This is a genomic window from Clostridioides sp. ZZV14-6153, assembly GCF_020657855.1.
Taxonomy (GTDB): Bacteria; Bacillota; Clostridia; order Peptostreptococcales; family Peptostreptococcaceae; genus Clostridioides.
This window is the reverse complement of sequence record NZ_JAGWCZ010000002.1, coordinates 20,623-42,341: the sequence shown is the minus strand read 5'-3', so window position 1 is coordinate 42,341 and position 21,719 is coordinate 20,623. Positions and strand designations below refer to the sequence as shown.

21 protein-coding genes are annotated in these 21,719 nt (G+C 29.1%); 9 read left to right on the top strand and 12 right to left on the bottom strand.

Annotation, left to right across the window (positions count from 1 at the left end; genetic code table 11):
- The first annotated feature begins 2 nt into the window (after positions 1–2).
- Positions 3–815 (top strand): ABC transporter permease, encoded by an 813-nt coding sequence (locus KGF46_RS03010; protein WP_227842029.1) that lies wholly within the window; start codon positions 3–5, stop codon positions 813–815.
- 218 nt (positions 816–1,033) lie between these two features.
- Here the strand turns inward: KGF46_RS03010 and KGF46_RS03005 are convergent, their stop codons facing one another.
- Positions 1,034–1,936 carry a LysR family transcriptional regulator gene (locus KGF46_RS03005; RefSeq protein ID WP_227829193.1) on the bottom strand — a complete coding sequence of 301 codons (903 nt, stop codon included), beginning with the start codon at positions 1,934–1,936 and terminating at the stop codon, positions 1,034–1,036.
- Positions 1,937–2,287: 351 nt separating this feature from the next.
- Here KGF46_RS03005 and KGF46_RS03000 point away from each other — a divergent pair, with 351 nt between their 5' ends.
- The 6 genes from KGF46_RS03000 to KGF46_RS02975 all read left to right on the top strand — a co-directional run bounded on the left by KGF46_RS03000 (position 2,288) and on the right by KGF46_RS02975 (position 8,377).
- On the top strand, positions 2,288–3,466 hold the full coding sequence (locus KGF46_RS03000; protein WP_227842025.1) for an acetyl-CoA C-acetyltransferase: 1,179 nt from the start codon (positions 2,288–2,290) through the stop codon (positions 3,464–3,466).
- 8 nt (positions 3,467–3,474) lie between these two features.
- Complete coding sequence (locus KGF46_RS02995) at positions 3,475–4,131, top strand: CoA transferase subunit A (RefSeq protein WP_227861792.1); 657 nt, start codon at positions 3,475–3,477, stop codon at positions 4,129–4,131.
- Positions 4,131–4,796, top strand: a complete 666-nt coding sequence (locus tag KGF46_RS02990) for a 3-oxoacid CoA-transferase subunit B (protein WP_227861791.1) — start codon at positions 4,131–4,133, stop codon at positions 4,794–4,796. The genes KGF46_RS02995 and KGF46_RS02990 overlap by 1 nt, the downstream gene beginning before the upstream one ends.
- A gap of 97 nt (positions 4,797–4,893) precedes the next feature.
- Entirely contained in the window at positions 4,894–5,670 is a 777-nt protein-coding gene (locus KGF46_RS02985; RefSeq protein WP_227829197.1) for a 3-hydroxybutyrate dehydrogenase, read from the top strand.
- Positions 5,671–5,733: 63 nt separating this feature from the next.
- Positions 5,734–7,068, top strand: a complete 1,335-nt coding sequence (locus tag KGF46_RS02980) for a GntP family permease (protein ID WP_227829198.1) — start codon at positions 5,734–5,736, stop codon at positions 7,066–7,068.
- 409 nt (positions 7,069–7,477) lie between these two features.
- Positions 7,478–8,377: a CAP domain-containing protein gene (locus KGF46_RS02975; RefSeq protein WP_227842021.1), complete on the top strand. Its 900-nt coding sequence runs from the start codon at positions 7,478–7,480 to the stop codon at positions 8,375–8,377.
- Between the two features lie 169 nt (positions 8,378–8,546).
- Here the strand turns inward: KGF46_RS02975 and KGF46_RS02970 are convergent, their stop codons facing one another.
- Entirely contained in the window at positions 8,547–9,143 is a 597-nt protein-coding gene (locus KGF46_RS02970; protein ID WP_227861049.1) for a TetR/AcrR family transcriptional regulator, read from the bottom strand.
- 220 nt (positions 9,144–9,363) lie between these two features.
- On the opposite strand from KGF46_RS02970, the gene KGF46_RS02965 reads away from it, so the two are divergent.
- Positions 9,364–9,732, top strand: coding sequence for a hypothetical protein (locus tag KGF46_RS02965; RefSeq protein WP_227829201.1), 369 nt, complete (start codon positions 9,364–9,366; stop codon positions 9,730–9,732).
- 88 nt (positions 9,733–9,820) lie between these two features.
- On the opposite strand, the gene nifJ is transcribed toward KGF46_RS02965, so the two are convergent.
- The 5 genes from nifJ to KGF46_RS02940 all read right to left on the bottom strand — a co-directional run bounded on the left by nifJ (position 9,821) and on the right by KGF46_RS02940 (position 17,399).
- The gene (nifJ, locus tag KGF46_RS02960; protein ID WP_227829202.1) at positions 9,821–13,360 is read right to left on the bottom strand and encodes a pyruvate:ferredoxin (flavodoxin) oxidoreductase; all 3,540 of its coding nucleotides are present in this window, start codon (positions 13,358–13,360) and stop codon (positions 9,821–9,823) included.
- A 513-nt stretch (positions 13,361–13,873) separates the two neighbouring features.
- Positions 13,874–14,443, bottom strand: a complete 570-nt coding sequence (gene pduL / locus KGF46_RS02955; protein ID WP_227829203.1) for a phosphate propanoyltransferase — start codon at positions 14,441–14,443, stop codon at positions 13,874–13,876.
- A 72-nt stretch (positions 14,444–14,515) separates the two neighbouring features.
- On the bottom strand, positions 14,516–15,124 hold the full coding sequence (locus KGF46_RS02950; RefSeq protein WP_227829204.1) for a flavodoxin family protein: 609 nt from the start codon (positions 15,122–15,124) through the stop codon (positions 14,516–14,518).
- A gap of 7 nt (positions 15,125–15,131) precedes the next feature.
- Positions 15,132–16,895 carry a GAF domain-containing SpoIIE family protein phosphatase gene (locus KGF46_RS02945; RefSeq protein ID WP_227829205.1) on the bottom strand — a complete coding sequence of 588 codons (1,764 nt, stop codon included), beginning with the start codon at positions 16,893–16,895 and terminating at the stop codon, positions 15,132–15,134.
- A gap of 42 nt (positions 16,896–16,937) precedes the next feature.
- On the bottom strand, positions 16,938–17,399 hold the full coding sequence (locus tag KGF46_RS02940) for a hypothetical protein (protein ID WP_227829206.1): 462 nt from the start codon (positions 17,397–17,399) through the stop codon (positions 16,938–16,940).
- 191 nt (positions 17,400–17,590) lie between these two features.
- On the opposite strand from KGF46_RS02940, the gene KGF46_RS02935 reads away from it, so the two are divergent.
- Positions 17,591–18,052: a hypothetical protein gene (locus KGF46_RS02935; protein ID WP_227829207.1), complete on the top strand. Its 462-nt coding sequence runs from the start codon at positions 17,591–17,593 to the stop codon at positions 18,050–18,052.
- A 97-nt stretch (positions 18,053–18,149) separates the two neighbouring features.
- Here KGF46_RS02935 and KGF46_RS02930 read toward each other — a convergent pair whose 3' ends face one another.
- The 5 genes from KGF46_RS02930 to hpt form a co-directional block, all read right to left on the bottom strand.
- Positions 18,150–18,320: a hypothetical protein gene (locus KGF46_RS02930; RefSeq protein ID WP_227829208.1), complete on the bottom strand. Its 171-nt coding sequence runs from the start codon at positions 18,318–18,320 to the stop codon at positions 18,150–18,152.
- Positions 18,321–18,509: 189 nt separating this feature from the next.
- A complete protein-coding gene (locus KGF46_RS02925) occupies positions 18,510–18,731 on the bottom strand; it encodes an alpha/beta-type small acid-soluble spore protein (RefSeq protein WP_227432380.1) in 222 nt (73 codons plus the stop codon).
- Positions 18,732–18,814: 83 nt separating this feature from the next.
- Positions 18,815–20,041 (bottom strand): NAD(P)/FAD-dependent oxidoreductase, encoded by a 1,227-nt coding sequence (locus KGF46_RS02920; protein WP_227861790.1) that lies wholly within the window; start codon positions 20,039–20,041, stop codon positions 18,815–18,817.
- Between the two features lie 69 nt (positions 20,042–20,110).
- Positions 20,111–21,043: a phosphatase PAP2 family protein gene (locus tag KGF46_RS02915; RefSeq protein WP_227829210.1), complete on the bottom strand. Its 933-nt coding sequence runs from the start codon at positions 21,041–21,043 to the stop codon at positions 20,111–20,113.
- Positions 21,044–21,131: 88 nt separating this feature from the next.
- Entirely contained in the window at positions 21,132–21,659 is a 528-nt protein-coding gene (hpt, locus tag KGF46_RS02910) for a hypoxanthine phosphoribosyltransferase (protein WP_227432377.1), read from the bottom strand.
- Between the last annotated feature and the right edge of the window lie 60 nt (positions 21,660–21,719).

Genomic DNA, 21,719 nt, shown 5'->3' with positions numbered 1-21,719 from the left:
TTGTGTTTACAAACATATTGAAAGAGTTAAAAAAAGACAAATCCTTTTCATTTGCATGTACTACTCTTGGAATAATAATCGTTTTAATTATAGCTTCTTTTGTGTTAAATATAGACTCTAATGCAATTGATACTACTACTAAACTTCAAGAACCTAGCTTAAAACATATTTTTGGTACAGATGAACTAGGAAGAGATTACTTTGCTAGAGCACTTTATGGTGGACGAATTTCACTTAGTGTTGGTATCTTATCAATGCTTATTTCTATAGTATTTGGTACTGCTGTAGGTGTTATTAGCGGCTATATTGGTGGGAAACTAGACCAGTTCTTGATGAGATTAGTAGACATGCTTATGAGTATTCCAAGTTTTTTAGTTTTAATTGTATTAAATACTTATCTAGCTCCTAAGGTTTCTACTATTATATTGATTATTGGTTTTTTGAGTTGGATGGAAGTTTCAAGAATTGTTCGCGGAGAAACTTTAAAAATAAAGGAAAATGAATACTGCTTAGCTGCTAAAGCTACTGGAATTAAAACTAGAAATATTTTATTTAGACATATAGTTTTAAACTTAAATGAAACTATTGTAGTTGCTGGTTCATTAAATATTGCAAATGCTATCTTAACTGAATCTGCACTTAGTTTTTTAGGGCTTGGTATACAATTACCTCTTGCATCATGGGGTAATATGCTTCAAGATGCTCAAAGACATATTTTTGATAAGTTATATTTAGCTGTATTTCCTGGCTTACTTATCTTCTTAACAGTTATGAGTTTAACTATAATAAGTAAAAAGTTTTCTAGTAGCAATTGATAATAGCAATATTTTAAAATATATAAAAACAGTGAGTGTATAGCTACACTCACTGTTTTTATATATTTTAAAATAAAAATCGTATGTATTCTAGAGCTTAATAAACTTCTATATTATGCGAAATTTATTTCCCTTTAATTAATATGTAGTTGAAAAACTAATAGTTTACTGTAATTAAACTCAATTCTTTTATTTCTATTTGTTATTTAAATAACAATCTATAGATTCTTTTTACTAAAGAAATCTATAATAAATTTAAATACATGCTCATCTACATGACTGTAACGTTCTTTTTTAGGTCTACATAATACAACCTTCCATGTAATAGGGTCATTAAATGGTTTTTCTATAATTTGACTATTTTCAAAAAAATCATGTACTGGTGATGGTAAAATAGTTATAAAATCAGAATTTGTAGTTGATAACAACAAGAAATCCCAAGAACCAGACATAATATACCTCTTAAGTTTAACTTTTTCATCAGTAAATTTTTGCATTAATTTATGATGTATCATAAATGTAGGATTAAATATTGCAAGCAATTCTTCATTTAAATCCTTCCAATCTATTTTATTTTTCTTTGCAAGATGATGATTTGTATTTAAAAATGCAGTAAGTTCATCTTCTTGAAGTACATGTTCTGTTACTACACTCCTATCAATTTTATGTGGATGTAAAAGAACTGCATAATCTAATTCCTGTAAAATAAGCATTCTACTTAAATCATATGCCCCCTTCTCTACTATATCGAATTCTATATCTGGATTGTTTGCAACTAATTGTGCAACTACATCAGAAAAAGCTATTCCAAGTATAAGTGGTGGTATCCCTATTCTAACCTTCCCTTTAAACTGAACAGAGTCTTCTCTTAAATCCTCCATCATATTTTTATATTCATTTATAATATTTTCTGCATTTACATAAAATCGTTCTCCTGCTGGAGTTAATCCATTTAACCTGCCTTTATATCTCTCAAATAAATATACATTTTCATTTTCTTCAAAAGTTTTTATAATTTGACTTAAGGCTGGTTGAGATATGTGAAGAGTTTTTGATGCAATTGATAAATTAAAACCAGATTTCACTATTTCAACAAAATATTTTAACTGTTTTATATCCATTTCAAACCACCTTTCTTACAAGTATAGTTGATATTAATATTTTTGCTTATAAGAACATTTTATAAGAAAATCAAAATAATTTCATTAATATTTTAACAAAATATTCCTCTATATGTATTCTAAATTTTTATCCTATAAATTTTCCTTATATGTTGTATAAAAAATTAGACTTAGACAAAACTCATTTTTCGCCGTAATCTATAGTTAGAAAGAGGAAAACCTAAAGCATTAGGAATAAAAATAATTAAAATACTTAAAAACAAGCTTGTATTATAAGTAATTTATTATAGTGTTCTTCAATTTTTTTATTCAGAAAATTTTAAATAATCATTCAAGGAGGAACTATTAAACATGAAAGATGTAGTAATTGTATCAGCAGTAAGAACACCTATAGGAAACTTTGGTGGTGTATTTAAAAATACTTCTGCTGTTCAACTTGGAGTTGTGGCTGTTAAGGAAGCTATATCACGTATAAAACTTGATTTATCTGAAATAGATGAAGTGATAATTGGAAATGTTCTACAAGCAGGGCTTGGACAAAATGTTGCTAGACAAATTGCCATAAACTCAGATATACCAAGTTCTGTACCAAGTTACACAGTAAATAAATTATGTGGTTCAGGACTTAAAAGTATTCAACTAGCAGCTCAATCAATCATAGCTGGTGAAAATGATGTAGTAATTGCAGGTGGTACTGAAAATATGAGTCAATCACCTTACATTATTCCTACTGCTCGCTTTGGTAGTAAAATGGGCAATGTTACTATGGTAGATAGTATGCTAACAGATGGTCTTATAGATGCTTTCAATCAATACCATATGGGAATCACTGCCGAAAATGTTGCTGACAAATTTGGAATTACAAGAGAGATGCAAGATAAAATAGCACTAGAAAGCCAAAATAAAGCTGAAGAAGCTATAAAAAACAATCGTTTCAAAGATGAAATTGTTCCAGTAGAAGTTACAATAAATCGTAAAGAAATTAAAACTATTGATACAGATGAATATCCTAAATTAGGCATGACATCTGAAATACTAGCCAAACTTAAACCTGCATTTAAAAAAGAAGGTACTGTAACAGCTGGAAATGCATCAGGAATCAATGATGGCGCAGCAATGTTGATACTAATGAGTCAACAAAAAGCAGATGAACTTGGGCTTAAGCCACTTGCTACAATAAAATCATATGCATCATCTGGCGTAGAACCTGAAATCATGGGAACTGGCCCTATTCCTGCAACTAAAAAAGCACTAGAAAAAGCAGGTCTTAATATTAACGATATAGACTTAGTAGAAGCAAATGAAGCATTTGCAGCACAAGCACTTGCAGTTAAAAATGAACTTCAAATAGATTCGTCTAAGTTAAATGTAAATGGTGGTGCAATAGCACTAGGACATCCAATAGGAGCAAGTGGCGCTAGAGTACTTGTAACCCTAATTTATGAAATGCAAAAACGTAAAGTAGAAACTGGCCTTGCAACACTTTGTATTGGTGGTGGTCAAGGAATAGCAATGATAGTTTCACGATAGGAGGAAATATGAATAAAATAGTTAGCATTGATGAGGCTCTATCTTATATCAAAGATGGAGATACAGTAATGATTGGTGGATTCATGGCCAATGGTTCTCCAGAAAATTTAATTGATTATTTATGTGATAAAGGTATAAAAGATTTAACATTAGTTTGTAATGATACTGGTTTTATTGACAAAGGTGTTGGAAAGATGGTTGTTAATAAACAGTTTAAAAAGATAATTGCATCTCACATAGGATTAAACAAGGAAACAGGAAGACAGATGAATGATAATGAAACATGTGTCGAATTAGTTCCTCAAGGAACTCTTGCTGAACAAATTCGTGCAGCTGGTTATGGCTTAGGTGGAATACTAACACCAACTGGTATTGGTACTCTTATTGAAGAAGGAAAGCAAAAGATTGTTGTCGATGGTAAAGAATATCTTCTTGAAAAACCAATTCATGCTGATGTCGCTCTTTTATTTGCTTCAAAGGTAGATAAAGCAGGTAACTTAGTTTACAAAGGTTCTATGAATAACTTTAATAATTTAATGGCTTCAGCTGCTAATATTACAATAGTTGAAGCAGGTGAAATTGTTGAAATAGGTAATATCGACCCCAATGAAATTACTACGCCAGGTATTTTTGTGAATTACATCGTTGAAGGAGGTAATTTATAATGGATAAATTAGAAATGCAAGAATACATTGCAAACAGGGTCTCTAAAGAATTAAAGGATGGAGCTGTTGTAAATCTTGGTATAGGCTTACCAACCAAAGTAGCAAATTATATTCCAGATGAGGTAAACGTTATTTTGCAATCTGAAAATGGATTTCTAGGTCTAGGCCCAGCTGAAAATGGAAATTTAAGTGATGAAACTATTGTAAATGCTGGTGGCCAGCCAGTTACTATTCTTCCTGGAGGTTGTTTTTTCGATAGTGCCACTTCTTTTGGAATCATCAGAGGAGGTCATGTAGATGTAACTGTTCTTGGAGCACTCCAAGTTGACAAATATGGTAACATAGCAAATTATATGATTCCAGGTAAAATGGTTCCAGGTATGGGTGGAGCTATGGATTTAGTGACTGGAGCAAAAAAAGTCATTGTAGCAATGGAACACACTTCAAAAGGTTCAGCAAAAATATTAAATAACTGTACTCTCCCACTTACTGCAACTAATGCTGTAGATTTAATTGTGACTGAGATGGGAGTTATAGAAGTAACAACAGATGGGCTTATACTTATAGAAATAAATCCTATCTTCACATTAGACGAAGTTCTTTCTGCTACTGAAGCACCTTTAATATTATCAGATTCATTAAATAAAGAGACATCAATTATTTAAAATAAATCAAAATTACATCAGAAAATAAATTTAAAAGACGCAAAATATTAATACAAAAAATTAATATAAAAATAAAATTAAATTGGAGGAAATAAAAATGGTTAAAGACAAAGTTGTATTCGTAACAGGAGCTGCAAGTGGAATAGGCAAACAAATAGCTGAATCATTCTTGAAGAATGGTTCTAAGGTAGTCTTCTCTGATATAAATCAAGAAGCACTAGATAATGTTACATCAGAATTACAAAAAGAAGGTTATGATTGTGCAAATGTAAAGTGTGATGTAACTAAAGAAGAAGAAATTAACCATGCGATAGATAATACTCTAGAAAAATACGGAAGATTAGACATACTAATAAATAATGCTGGTCTTCAACACGTTGCTATGATAGAAGATTTCCCAACTGATAAATTTGAATTTATGATAAAAATAATGTTAACAGCACCTTTTATAGCTACTAAAAAAGTATTCCCTATAATGAAAAAACAAGGATTTGGTCGTATAATAAACATGGCTTCAATCAATGGTGTAATTGGATTTGCTGGTAAAGCTGCTTACAATTCAGCTAAGCATGGACTTATAGGACTAACAAAAGTTGCTGCACTTGAAGCTGCTGACTCAGGTATAACAGTTAATGCTATATGCCCAGGATATGTAGATACTCCACTTGTTAGAGGTCAATTTAATGACCTATCAAAAACTCGTAATGTACCACTAGAAAGTGTATTAGAAGAAGTTCTATATCCACTTGTACCTCAAAAACGTCTACTAGATGTTCAAGAAATTGCTGATTATGCAATGTTTTTAGCTAGTGATAAGGCCAAAGGAATTACAGGACAAGCTTGCCTACTAGATGGAGGATATACTGCACAGTAGTTATTACATATTTAGGACTTGAGGAATTTATTCTTCAGGTCCTTCTACTAAGGAGGGATATTTATGAGTATTATCGCACCAATTGGTATAATTATTGGTATTATAGCTATTATATATTTTTCAGTTAAAGAAATTCATATAACTATAGCTGCTCCAATAGCAACTTTAATAGTTGTTATCTTAAATAAAATGGATGTTGTGACATCAATGCTAGGTGCTGACAAAAATAATTATATGGGAGCACTTGGAAACTATATAATGAGCTATTTTGCAATATTCTTACTAGGTTCTATACTTGCCAAGTTTATGGAAGAAAGTGGAGCTACTGTATCTATAGCTGATTTTATTTTAAATAAATTTGGCTCTAACCACCCTTACAGAGTTTTAGTTGCTATATTTATAGTGAGTTTTATACTAACATATGGTGGAATAAGTTTATTTGTAGTTATGTTTGCAGTTATTCCACTTGCAAGAACTCTATTTAAAAAACTTGATATTTCTTGGAATCTTATTCAGATACCTCTTTGGCTTGGAATTGCAACAATTACTATGACTATGATTCCTGGTACACCAGCTATTCAAAATGTTATTCCTATTCAGTACCTAAACACATCTCTTACAGCAGCAGCTATACCAAGTATTGCAGGAAGTATAGGTTGTGCTGTATTTGGTCTGGTATACATGAAATATACTTTAAACAAAAGTCTTAGAAAAGGAGAAACTTATGCAACTTACACTTCAGATATAGAAGAAGAGTCTTTAGATAGAGAATTACCAGGATTTTTTTCAAGTATCTTTCCTCTATTATCACTTGTAGTCATAGCAATATCTGGAAGTACTTTTGGTTCAGAATTTATGAAAAAAAATGTAATTTACATAGCCTTAATAGTTGCAATTATTTTATCTGCTTTTCTATTCCGTAAATTTTTATCGTCAAAAATACAAACATTGAGTATTGGTGCTAGTGGTTCTATAGGACCTATTTTTGCAACATCTTCTGCTGTTGCATTTGGAGCTGTAATAATGGCTGCACCAGGCTTTGATATATTCAGTAAACTTATCATGTCAATACCAGGAAGTCCACTTATAAGCCTTACTGTTTTAACTTCAACGATGTCAGCAATAACAGGCTCCTCTTCGGGTGCTTTGGGAATAGTAATGCCAAACTTTGCAGATTATTATCTAAGTACTGGCATGAACCCAGAATTAATCCATCGTGTTGCTACAATTGCTTCAAACATATTAACAATCGTACCTCAAAGTGGTGTTTTTCTTACATTCTTGAGTTTATCTAAATTAACACATAAAAATGGTTTTAAAGAGACTTTTATTGTGGTTGCAGTTGGTTCATTAATAGCAGAAATCATTGTAATTACATTAGGATTACTAATGTATTAAACTAAATCAAATTACTATTTATTATATAAAAAGTCATCTATTTATGATAGATGGCTTTTTTATTTTCAAGAACTTAATTAAAGATACTTTTTTTACTTATTTTCAAAGTATATATTAAATAAATATCACTAACTATAAAAAAAATTTACCGCAAGCAGAATTTTACATCATAGAATTATTATAAAAACACTATTTCTTCTAAAGCAGCTATGCCATACTATGCAGATTAATGATGAAAATTATCAAACATCATAAAATATACCTATTTATTCCAGGTATATTTTATTTACATATCTTTACAGTAAAAAAACACTTGATTCTATGTTAGTATAAATGCACGGGTACCCCCTACACTAAAGGTTACAATTTAGTAACATTTTTAGAATTTTTAGATTGAGAGGTGTTTATAATGAGAAAAAATATACCAACAAAATTAAAAACTATACTAGCTTTAGGAGTGTTAACCTTAGCAACAGCTTCCAGTGCTGTTACTGCAAGTGCTTCGTCACTTGAAAACAATATGAATATAAGTAATAAAAATTTAGTATATACTAATGCTAAATTTAAGTTTTCAGCAAAACCAAATTGTTCTGTAAAGCCAGAACTTAAACCTGACAAGGATAATTCTTGTAAAGATAAGAATCATAATGACAAGAATTGTAATATTACTAACAGACCTAGCGACAACAATAATTCAGACTCTACTAATAAACCTGAGGATAATAATAACTCAGACTCTAGTAAGCCTGAAGATAACGACAATTCAGGTTCTACTAATAAGCCTGAAGATAGTAATAAACCAGAAGATAATAAACCTGAGGACAACAACAATTCAGGCTCTACTAATAAGCCTGAAGACAATAACAACTCAGACTCTACTAATAAACCTGAAGATAATAACAATTCAGGCTCTACAACTGGAAATTTTTCAGCTTACCAAAAAGAAGTCGTTGATTTAGTAAACGTAGAGAGATCTAAAGCTGGATTAAATCCACTTACTCTTGATGCTGATGTATCAAATGTCGCTACAAAGAAATCTCAAGATATGATTGACAACAACTACTTTGCACATAATTCTCCAACTTATGGTTCTCCATTTGATATGTTGAAAAAGTTTGGGATAAGCTATAAAACAGCTGGTGAAAATATAGCAATGGGACAGAAAACACCAAAAGAAGTTGTAAATGCTTGGATGAATTCTGAAGGTCATAGAAAAAATATATTAAATCCAAATTACAGTAAAATAGGTGTTGGAGTAGCACAAAAAAGTGGTGGTTCAATTTACTGGACACAAATCTTTGTAGGATAAAATACTCTTTTTCCATATATACAAAAAGAGTATCTCAAGATGATTTTTAAAAATCATAAATGGGATACTCTTTTGTATCTATACTATATCATAGTATTTTATCTTTAATATATTTTTCATACTGAATATAAATTCCTATATTATAAATATTATTTAATAATTAAATAATTTAAAAATCCCTTATAAAAAAATCAAAACTTCCTTTTGGCACCATTAGACTTCTTTCTAAAATCAAACTTAATGCTTCTAATTTGCGTTTTTTCTCCTCTTTATTCCAAGAAAAAATACCCGGGTCAAGTAAAAAAGTGAAAACAGATAAAATTATCTCTGATACTTCTAAAGTATATTCACATTTAAATATCCCTTCTTCCACTCCTTGTTGAAATATTTCTGCAATAATGGGAGAAAGTGAAGTAAGTATTTCTGCAAGAGATTTTTGATGGATTGAAGCATTAAATTGTTGGTGAAGATATTCATCAATTGAAGATTCAACTGTTGATGTTATATAACTTTGAAATAATAGCATCAGTTTTGAAATTGAATCCAATTGACTTTTCTCTACAATAACTTTACATTTGTCTATAATCTGGCTATAAGTTCGTTCAACTACTGCATCAAATATTTCATCCTTAGATTTAAAATAATAATATATACTTCCTTTTCCAATACCTGCTCTTCTTGCAATATCACTAACTGAACAAGTTGCTCCTTTTTCTTCTCTTAATAATTCTTGCATGGCATTTAAAATCAACTCTTTTTTGTCCATATACTCACCATCCTTATTTTGTATTATAACACAGTATCAAAAAGTTGACCACTGGTCGAAAATATGATACAATACAAAAAACTCGACCAGTGGTCGAAAAATATTTTTAAATAATTTTTATTTATCGCAATATCTTTTTTATAATTACATAGCTGAAATCTACTTAGTTGTCTAAGATACATTTACATTAAAAATTATTTAAATTTGGGAGGATAATTTTATGAACGAAACAGCACTTTCGCACTATGGTAATTGGATTGGTGTAATTATCTGGATATTAATTTATGGAATTTTTCTATTTTTTCTACCTTTTTATAAAAAAAGTCAAAGAAAGCCCACTACAGCCTATCTAGAATTTATAATAGCTTACGCCCTTGAAATGTTTGGTATACCAATGAGTATGTACTTTGTAGCATGTTTTTTTGGCAAACAACTACCAGATGGTGTATTGTGGGGACATACACTAAATCAATACATTGGTCATTTTGGAATGTATATATGTATAATTTTAAACATTATTGGTGCTTTACTAGTAGTTTTAGGTTGGAGAACAATATACAGAAACAAAATCTTAATTCTTACAGTTTGATATAAATAAAAAAGGGATACTATTTTTTAATAGTATCCCTAATTATTATCAAATTATATCTTAAATAAGCATTATAATATTCTAATTATTATTCAGCTAATTTTTTGTATCCTTCATATCTTTCTTTAGCATCAGCTTCAGCTTTTGCAAATAATCCATCAGCTTCTTCTGGGAATTGTTTAGCTATAGCAGAGTATCTTACTTGTGCAAGTATGAAATCTCTGAAGCTTGTAGTTGGTTCCTTAGAATCTAAAGTGAATGGGTTTTTACCTTCAGCTTTTACTTCTGGATTGAATCTGTATAAATGCCAGTATCCGCAAGCAACAGCTTGTGCTTCGTTAGCTACAGTTCTTCCCATACCTTCTTTTAATCCATGGTTTATACATGGAGCATAAGCTATTATTAAAGATGGTCCATCATGTTTTTCAGCTTCTAGAACAGCTTTGATAAATTGGTTTTTATCAGCACCCATAGCAACTTGAGCTACATATACGTTTCCGTAAGTCATAGCCATCATACCTAGGTCTTTCTTTCTAGATTGTTTACCTGCTGCAGCAAATTTAGCCATGGCAGCAGCTGGAGTAGCTTTAGAAGCTTGACCTCCTGTATTTGAATATACTTCTGTATCAAATACAAGTACATTTACATTTTCACCAGATGCAAGAACATGGTCTAATCCACCATAACCGATGTCATATGCCCAACCGTCTCCACCTAGTATCCATTGAGATCTCTTAACTAGATAATCTTTTCTATCTCTTATAGCTTTTACTAATTCTTTAGCTTTTTCATCTGTGCAATCACAAGCTGGTTTTTCTAATAATTCAACAACTTTAGCACTTGCTACTTTAGAAGCTTCTCCATCATTTCTAGAATCTAACCATTCTGTAAATACTGCTTTAGCATCTTCACAGATATCCATAGAAACTAATTCTGTCATAGCATCTACTATTTTTCCTCTTATTTGTTTAACAGCTGTGTACATACCAAATCCGTATTCAGCATTGTCTTCAAATAGAGAGTTTGCCCAAGATGGACCTTTGCCTTCATGGTTACAAGTATAAGGAGTTGAAGGTGCAGAAGCTCCCCATATAGAAGAACATCCAGTAGCATTAGCTATCATCATTCTATCTCCATATAATTGTGTAACTAACTTAATGTATGCAGTTTCTCCACATCCAGCACATGCTCCTGAGAATTCCATTAATGGTTGTCTAAATTGACTTCCTTTAACAGTGTTTGCAGGCATAACATCAACTTTTGGAGCTACATCTTCAGGATTTACTGCAAATGCCCAGTTATCTAACTCTGTATCAAGTTGAGTATCTATTGGTTTCATAACTAAAGCTTTTTCTTTAGCTGGACATATATCAGCACAGTTTCCACATCCTGTACAATCTAGTGGACTAACTTGAATTCTATATTTTAATCCTTCTAATCCTTTACCTAATGCTTTTTTAGCTTCAAATCCTTTTGGAGCATTAGCTAATTCTTCTTCTGTAACTAAAACTGGTCTTATACATGCATGAGGACATATAAAAGAACATTGGTTACATTGGATACAGTTATCCAATACCCATTCAGGAACATCAACAGCTATACCACGTTTTTCATAAGCTGAAGTACCACAAGGGAATGTTCCATCTTCTATACCATTGAATGTACTTACTGGTAAGTTATTACCTTCTTGCGCAGTCATTGGTCTTAATATATTTCTTATAAATTCTGGTTCTTTAACTTCTTCTTTATCTGCATCAACAGCATTTGCCCAAGAAGCTGGAACTTCAACTTTAACTAAAGCATTTATTCCTGCATCAACAGCAGCATAGTTCATGTTAACTATCTTTTCACCTTTTTTACCATAAGCTTTAACTATAGAATCTTTTAAGTATTTAACAGCATCTTCTTCTGGTATTATTTCAGCTAATTTAAAGAATGCAGATTGCATTATCATGTTTATTCTATTTCCAAGACCTATTTCTTGTCCTAGTTTAACAGCATTAACTGTATAGAATTTTATATCATTTTTAGCTATATATTGTTTCATGTGAGCTGGTAAGTTTTCTTCAATTCCTGCTTGATCCCATATAGTATTAAGTACAAATGTACCACCTTTTTTAAGACCTTTTAATAAATCATATTGATAAACATATGATTGTTTATGACAGGCAATATAGTCAGCTTCATCTATTAAATAAGTAGCTCTTATTGGAGTATCACCAAATCTTAAGTGAGACATAGTTATACCACCAGATTTTTTAGAGTCATAATCAAAGTAAGCTTGAGCATATTTTTCAGTATGGTCACCGATTATTTTTATAGCTTGTTTGTTAGCTCCAACAGTACCGTCAGAACCTAATCCCCAGAACTTACATCTTATAGTTCCTTTAGAAGCTATTTTAATTGATTCAGATGGAGTTAAAGAAGTATTAGTTACATCATCAACTATACCTACTGTAAATCCATTCTTAGGTTGTTCTGAAACTAAGTTATCAAAAACAGTTTTTATATCTGAAGGAGTAGTATCTTTTGAACCTAATCCGTATCTTCCACCTATTATCATAGGAGCATTTTCTTTTCCATAGAATACATCACGTACATCTAAGTATAATGGTTCACCAGTTGAACCTGGTTCTTTAGTTCTATCAAGTACACATATTCTTTCAACAGTAGATGGCACAGCATCTAAGAAATGTTTCATTGAGAATGGTCTGTATAAATGAACTTTAACTAAACCATATTTTTCTCCCTTAGCATTTAAGTAATCTATAGTTTCTTCTATTGTTTCTGTTACAGAACCCATAGCAATTAATATAGATTTAGCATCTTCTGCTCCATAGTAATCAAATAAACTATGTTTTCTACCTGTTAAATCACTCATTTTTTCCATGTATTTTTCAACTATACCTACTATATTTTGATAGTATTTGTTAGAAGCTTCTCTAGTTTGGAAATATATATCTGGGTTTTGAGCAGTACCACGAGTAACTGGATGATTTGGAGATAAAGCATTATCTCTAAATGCTTGAACTGCTTCAAAGTTTAATAAACTTGCATAATCTTCATTTTCTAATAATTCCACTTTTTGGATTTCATGTGAAGTTCTGAATCCATCAAAGAAATGTATAAATGGTAATTTACCTTCTATTGCAGCTAAATGTGCAACAGGTGCTATATCAGCTACTTCTTGAACTGAACCAGAAGCTAATAATACACATCCAGTTTGTCTAGCAGCCATAACGTCTTGATGATCCCCAAATATTGATAAAGCTTGAGATGCTAAAGCACGAGCACTTACATGGAATACTCCTGGTAATAACTCCCCTGCAACTTTATACATGTTAGGTATCATTAATAATAAACCTTGAGATGCTGTAAAAGTAGAAGTTAAAGCTCCACCTTGTAAAGAACCATGGAATGCTCCTGCTGCTCCTGCTTCTGATTGCATTTCAACAACATTAACTTTTTGTCCAAATACATTTTTTCTTCCTTGTGATGCCCACTCATCAACTACTTCAGCCATAGTTGAAGATGGTGTGATTGGGTATATAGCTGCTACATCTGTAAATGCATAGGCAACGTGAGCTGCAGCTGTATTCCCATCAAGTGTTTTCATAAACTTAGCCATAATATGTATCCTCCTTGATAGCTACAATTGTACTTGTTTATAACAAGTCTATTTTTTTATATTTACATATAATTTACACAACAAAAATATAAACACACATAGTCGCGCAAATACTCTATCTTCTAATATAATACTACAGATTGGATAAAATTCCTTTGAAAATTGTAAATTAATTACATATTTAAGTAGATTTTTTTTTAAATTAAATATGTTAAGTTTTTTTCATAATTTTGTATACAATATATAATAAATTAAGTTAGACTTTTCAAACTTTTTTATCTATTTGTATATATTAATATTAGGAGTAAGAGAACCTTCTTCATCATATATAAATTTTATATATTAATTTTACCATATTACATCATATTTTTGTAAGTTTTTATTATAATTTTCATAATACCCCTTTATATTATAAATTAATCTAATAGATTAAATTTATAATATAGAAATTTATTACAGTAAAAAATATGCTAGTAAACAAAATATTCACTAGCATTAATTTCATATATAAAATTAATCAACTATTAATTCTACTAAATCTCCATTTTTAACGCCTGCTGCATTTCCTTCTTCCATGTCAACATGCATTTCTAAATTAAAGCTATCACTAGCTCTTACTAATACATTTTCAAATACTAATGCTCTTGGTCCAGATGTTTTAACTTTTACTATTTGTTTATCAGTTACACCAAATTTAGCAGCGTCTTCATTGCTCATATGTATATGTCTAGAAGCAACTATAACTCCTTCTTTCATTTCAACTTCTCCAGCTGGTCCTACTAATTTAACCCCAGGAGTTCCAGCTATATCACCAGATTCTTTTATTGGAGCTTTTACTCCTAATGGGAATCCATCTGCTAAAGAAATCTCAACTTGAGTTTGAGCTCTAGCTGGCCCTAAAACTCTAACTCCTTTTAGAGTCCCCTTTGGACCGACTAAATCTACTTTTTCTTCACAGGCAAATTGTCCTGGTTGAGATAATGGTTTAAATTTAGTTAATTCATGACCTGCTCCAAATAATACGTCTATATCAGCTTGACTCAAATGAACATGTTTATTAGATAATGCTATTGGTAATTTCATTGAAATTCCCTCCTTTAATTATTTTTAAATTATTGCAATACAATTATACATAATATTACTTACAAAATCAAATTATATTGAATCAATATACGCTTTTAGACTCTTAGATATAGTGTCTTTAAATTCTTGATTATCTGTGTAAGGTATATTATCTGTATTGTTTAAATATATATTGTGTAAAAGTTTAGTATTTATACTCTTAAAGAAAAAGTCCATAACTATTTGCCCACCTTTAAATTGTGAATCATAAGGTTTACTACCTCCTACTGCAATATACATTCCTATACGCTTTTTATTCCTATCAATTGAAGGCTTATTTAATATATACTTGCTTGCATAGATAGCTTGAGTTCTATCAACAACAGTCTTTACTTTAGCTGATATTGAATCAAAATGTACAGGACTTATTACTATAGTCCCTTTTGATTCATCAAACATTTTATATAGAGGTTTCATATCATCATTAAATTTGCAATATCCTGTCTTATTACAAAATCCACATGCTGTACAATATTCAATATCCATATCATATATATTGAATATTTTACTACTAAGTCCACTATCTTCTAATTTAAGTTTTATTTCATTTGCTATAAAACTACAATTTTTATTATTTCTTGGACTTCCATTTATTATTATAATTTCTGGACTTTCAAGTTCTATTTTATTATTTAAACCCATAGTCAATCTACCTATCCTTTAACATAACGATTAAAATATCATCATCATAATTATCTTTTGATGAAAAGTTTCTTAAATCTAATTTTAAATTTTCTACTATCAGCTGATGATTTAATCTAAAATTTTCTTTTAAAAAGTTTTCTAATCTCTCTATACCATATTCTTCTTTTGATGTATTTTTTATTTCTAAAATTCCATCAGTATACATACATACCATTGCATAATCTTCCATTGAAAGAATATTATTTTCATATGTTGCATCTTCCATTACCCCAATAGGTATTCCCTTTTTACAATTTAAGTTAGTTTCTATTGTTCCATCTTTTTTTACAACTACAGGGCTATAGTGTCCTGCATTAGATACTGTAATCATATTTTCTTTAGTATCTATAAGACCAATCAAACAAGTTGTAAATACTCCCATTTTGTCAAACTCATCATATAACATCCTATTTAAATTTGTCATTATTTCTTGTGGTGTCTTATACTGATTACATAACACTTTAAAGGCACCCTTTATCATTGCAACAACATAATTCGAAACCATTCCATGCCCCATTACATCAGCAACAATATAAACTATGTGTTCAGCATCTACCTTTGTAGCATAATAAAAATCTCCACCTACTACTCTTGCTGGTTTATGATAAAAATAAAGTTCTTTTTCATCATTACAATCCATTTTACCTTTGTCCATAATAAGTTGTTGCTGTTTATTTAATATATTTAACTCATTCTCAAGAATCCTGTGCTTTACTTCTTTTTCATTGTGCTCATATAACTGCATACCAACTAAAACCTGTTTAGATAATATACTAAGGATATTTAAATCATCACTCGTGTAGTTTTTGCTGTTTGCACAAACAATGCATCCTATAGTCTCATTTTTATCTTGGAGTTTGTAATATATATAACTTTCCAAGTTTATCCCTTTTTGTGAGCATGGTTTTAAATTATTTAAATATCCTCCTAAGGATTCTTTATTTACAAACTTGTCCAACATAGGATATAAATTTGTTTTCTTTTTATGCTCAGTATTATAACAGCTAAATATTTTATCTTTATTACCATGACCTGTTATAATTATCAAAGCTTCTTTACTATTAGTAATGTTACACGCCTGTTTACTTAAGTTTTCTAAAAATCCATCTATACTTTTATTGAGATATAATTTTTTAGTAGCTTCATTTATAGCACTTATTGAACCTCTTAATTTATCAACCAAAATTTGTACATTATTATTTTTATTAGTTATTTCTATTGATAAACTTAAGAGAGATGCAACAGAAGATATAAAGTCTATATCTTGTTCTGTTAGAAAATCTTCTTCTGTCAAAAAGCAAGTCATAAATCCAACTACTTCATTATTTATGATAAAAGGAAAAACTATTCTACCAATGTAACCTTCAGATTTTGCTAAATCTCGTTCCCCTTCTGCTCTAGAATCTTCAAATACATTTTTCACATATATTATCTTTTTCTCATTTACAGCTTCATGGATATATTCTGGATATGTGTCAAAATCAATTTTTGCACCTTTAAGACTATTGATTGGAAAAATTTGAGGTACATACTCTAAGGTTTGTGAACATACTAAATAGGCATATTTAGAATCATTTTTATAAAATAGATTTACACATGCCTTTGTAGGGTGAACAACCTCTAACATTTTTTCTATTATTTTATCTTTTATATTAAAAAAATCTGTAGATTCAGTCACCATAGCAGATATTTCCACTAAATTCTTCATTTTATAATTGCCATTAGTCATACTCAATTTCTCCCCCTATATATTAAACTATTTATTAGTATTTTAACATACATTCTTTATAGTAAAAACAAAAACAACGACAAAACTAAGAACTAATATCCAGTTAAATCCTGTCAATATTCCTATAAGAAGTAATGTAATCAATGAATTTAGACCTGTTCTTCCCTTTTCATCCATAAAAGTTATCTTAGAGATGTCGATATTATTTTTTACATTGTTTATATGTTCCTTCACTTGTTCTTCCATATTTCTCTTATAAAGAATATACACCACTCCAACTAGAAATACTCCTATACCTAATATCCAATTTAGATTGAATGCTACAATAAGCAGTATTGAACCAAAAACTAACTTTAAAAGTTTAAAAAACACACTATCTATCTTTAAAGTTATATTTCTAATTTCTTTACATTCATCCCTTAATGAATATCCACTTGAATCTAAGTTATTAATCTTTGTTTTTACAATTTCAGAATAAAAAAGCTTTATTATCCCATTTAACATTTTCATCACTCCTAAATATTTTACATATATTTGTAAGTTTTACAATTATAATATTTTTTATACTTGGTAATAATAAAAAATAACAAATATTTTATAATTTAGTATTTATTGTAAATAAATTATTAAAACTTTATAGACTAAGTATAAATTTTTCAAAATAAATATTCTTACAATTAAAAGGAAGTGTTTTTGTGCAAATAGAACAGCTAGATTTAGAAACAAGAAATAAAATATACTGCTATACAAAAAAAATTCTTAGAAAATACCAAAAAGGTATTACATCTGGAAAATTAACAGCAGATAAATTTGCAGATAATATATTATCTCAAGATTTTATAAATAGTATACTTGATGAAAAAATAATAAATGAATATGAATTTAAGTTATCTTATATAGACTATATTGAAACTTTAATAAAGATACAAAATGAAAATTTGTCTAACTCAAGAAAAAAATCTACTAAATCTATAAAATGTTTTAATATCTCTCAGATAATTCAATTGAAAAATTTATTACATGATACTGGTTATAATCTATCAATTCCATATAAGTACCTGACTCCTAAGGATATAGAAGGTATTATTACACTTATCAATACTGGGTCTATTGAACTTGGAAACGAGAGAATATATAATTATATATCAAAAGCATAATAAAATAAATTTATTATAAAAAGGCAATTTATTTAATATAAAAACTATTTTTTTATATTAAACAAATTGCCTTTTTAATTTTTATTTCTATATGACATTACCCAAGAGCTTTTTCTAATTTAGATAAGTGTTGTATTGGATAATATTTCAATAGTTCTTTAAACTGTTCTACTGATAATCCTTCTGTTGTTGTATAGATTTTTATTTTTTCATCTAAATCACTATTAATAAATTTATTTTTTAAATCTTCAAAGTTTACACTACTCATTTTACATCACTCCTTATGTAATATATTCATTTGTACTATTTTATCCAGATTTCTAAAATTTATTACATAAAAATATCGACATATAAAACTTAATAAAAAAAAGCTATCTCAATTTAGAAATTACTTTCTATATTTGAGATAGCTCTAGCTATAACAATAGCCTAATAGTTATAAATAATTATTTATTAACTATCTGTTGTTTTTTCCAGCCATTTGTTGTTCAGCCATTTCAACTAATTTTTTAGTCATGTATCCACCTACATAACCATTTTCTCTTGCAGTAAGGTTTCCTTTATCAACTTGTTGATAATTACTCATACCAAGTTCATTAGCTATTTCTAATTTCATTTGGTTTAAAGCTTCTTTTGCTCCTGGTACTACTGTTTTGTTGTTGTTATTGTTACTTGCCATGTTGATTACCTTCCTTCTGTTTAATTTATTTTGTGTTGCTGATAATATTATGTGATTTTAAACATTTTTAATTCAGGTAATTTTTAGCAATTAAAACCTGCCAAATATCCAGTTGAAAAAGCTATTTGCAAATTGAATCCTCCTGTGTATGCATCTATGTCTATTACTTCACCAGCAAAAAATAAACCTTCTACCAATTTTGATTCCATTGTACTTGAGTTTATCTCATTCACTTTTACTCCACCAGAAGTTATTATTGCTTCATCAATAGGTCTATATCTTTTTACTGTAAATTTTAAATTTTTTAGTAAATGAACTAAATTTTTTCTTTGTTCTCTAGAAACTTGATGAACAACTGTATCTGGAGAAATCTCGCTTAAATTTATTATTATAGGTATAAGTTTTTTAGGAAGCAAATCATCCAATGCTTTTTCAAATTTTTTATTTGTATACTTTTGAAAATCTTTTTGAACTCTTTTATCTAATTTTTCTTCGTCTAATGCAGGTTTTAAATCCAACAGTATAGTATAATTTTCTTTAGTTGTACCTTTCATCCTACAACTTGCAGACTTTATTATAGGTCCATCTAAACCAAATTTAGTAAATTCAAGTTCTCCAAAATCATTATACACTTTCTTTTTTTTACTATTAAACACGTTTATCTCGACATTTCTTAATGATAATTTTTCTAAATCTTTTACAAAACCTTCTTGAACTTCTATACCAATCAAAGATGGTTTTGTATCTACAATAGTATGCCCCTGCGAAACAGCAAATTTATATCCATCACCAGTAGAACCAGTAAGTGGATAACTTAATCCACCAGTTGCTATTATGACTGAATCGCACTTGATTTCTTTTTTATTGTTTAGAATTACTTTTTCGATTTTATTATTTTTAGATATTATTTTTTCTACCCTAGAGTTTAATAATATATTTACTTTTTTGTTTTTTACTTGTTTTTCAAGAGCTTTTACAACATCAAAAGCTTTATCACTTTCTGGAAAAACTCTTTTTCCTCTTTCTGTTTTAGTTTTTACTCCAAGATTATTAAACATACTTATTACATCATCGTTTGTAAAAGTGTAAAAAGCACTATATAAGAATTTACCATTTGTAGGAACATTTTCTATTAATTCCTCTATATCACAATCATTAGTTATATTACATCTACCTTTTCCTGTTATTGCAAGCTTCTTACCTAACTTATGATTTTTTTCAATTAAAGTTACATCAAACCCTCTTTCAGATGCAGTTGATGCTGCTATCATCCCTGCTGGTCCACCGCCTATTACTACTATTTTCTTCAAATAATCACTCTTTTCTATCCTTAAATTTTCTTAAAATTAAATTAGTATCTATCAATAGTGCAAATTAAATTAATTTAATTTCAAAATTTTAAACAATGCAGGAGCTCCTGCTACTCCATAAAAAACAACCACTGTATACTTAATAAAATTCATAAAAATTATACTCATACTAGAGTCACTTATATTTAAAGTCGTTATTAATATTGAAATCAACACTTTAATAGCAACATATAAAATCCCTATTGTGACTATTCCAATCAAAAACCTACAAATTCTCGAAAATATCATGTTTTTACTCTTTTTATTTTTATTACTAAAATTAATTTTTTTATTATTATTTTCTGTAGTAAATTTAACAAATTTATCTTCAACTATATACCCAAATACAAACCCTACTAGAATACCAAATTTTTCAAAATATTCAGGGCTTTTTAGAAATATTGCTATTAATATAAATGGGATAAGTAATGCTACAAGAAAAATATATTTTTTATTATCATCGATATAGTCAAATATTTTTACAAATACAACTGTAAAAAATATGCCAAGTATCCAACCAGCAATTACATCTATAGGCCAATGAACAGCTAAATATAGTCGAGATAATCCTACTCCTAAAACCATCACTGCACCCAATAAACGTATATAGTTTCTTTTAAATATAGTCATAATACTAACCCAAAATGTAGTTGCAGTTTGAGTATGTGCACTTGGAAAAGAGTATCCTCCAGCGGTAGAAACTCTCAGTGATTCAAGACCTTTTATACCTATTGGTCTAGGAGCCTTTACAAATTCTTTGATACCTAGATTCACAACAAAATTTCCAACTATCGCGAACAACATTTTTTGTCCACATTTTTTATTTATACACCAATATATAACTGCTGTAATTAATATCAATAATGGTGCTTCTGTACTTACTGTAAATACAAGAAATATAAAGTTTAAAATTGGATTTCTTAAACTCTGGAAAAATAATAATATACTCAATTGAATATCCATACTGATGTCTCCTTTACTAAAATTTTATATACTTAATTAAAAAGCACTAACTCCTACAGAGATTAGTGCTTTTAATTCACATTTAAGTCTATTCTACATCCTCAACTATACCTATATAAGGTAAATTTCTATATTTTTCAGCATAATCTATTCCATAACCAACAATGAATTTATCTTCTATAACAAATCCAACATAGTCTACAGGTATATTAGCTTTTCTTCTTTGAGGTTTATCAAGTAGAGTACATAATTTTAGAGATTTTGGGTTTCTAGTTTTTAAAGCTGCAACTAGATTGCTTAATGTTAAACCAGAATCTATTATATCCTCTACAATTAACACATTCTTTCCTTCAATATCTACATCTAAATCTTTTAATATTTTAACTGTACCAGAAGATTCTGTTGAATTTCCATAACTTGTAACACTCATAAAATCTATATTTACATCTAAATCTATACATCTTATTAAATCTGAAACAAATACACTAGCTCCTTTAAGGATACCTACTACTAGTAAATCCTCACCTTTAAAATCTTCTTCTATTTTTTTACCTAATTCATAAACTTTTGCTTTTATCTGTTCTTCTGTCAACATTTTTCCTGTAACTTTGTACATCTTGAATCCTCCCGCTTTCCATCTATTAACCTATATATTATAGCATACTAAAATATCAAT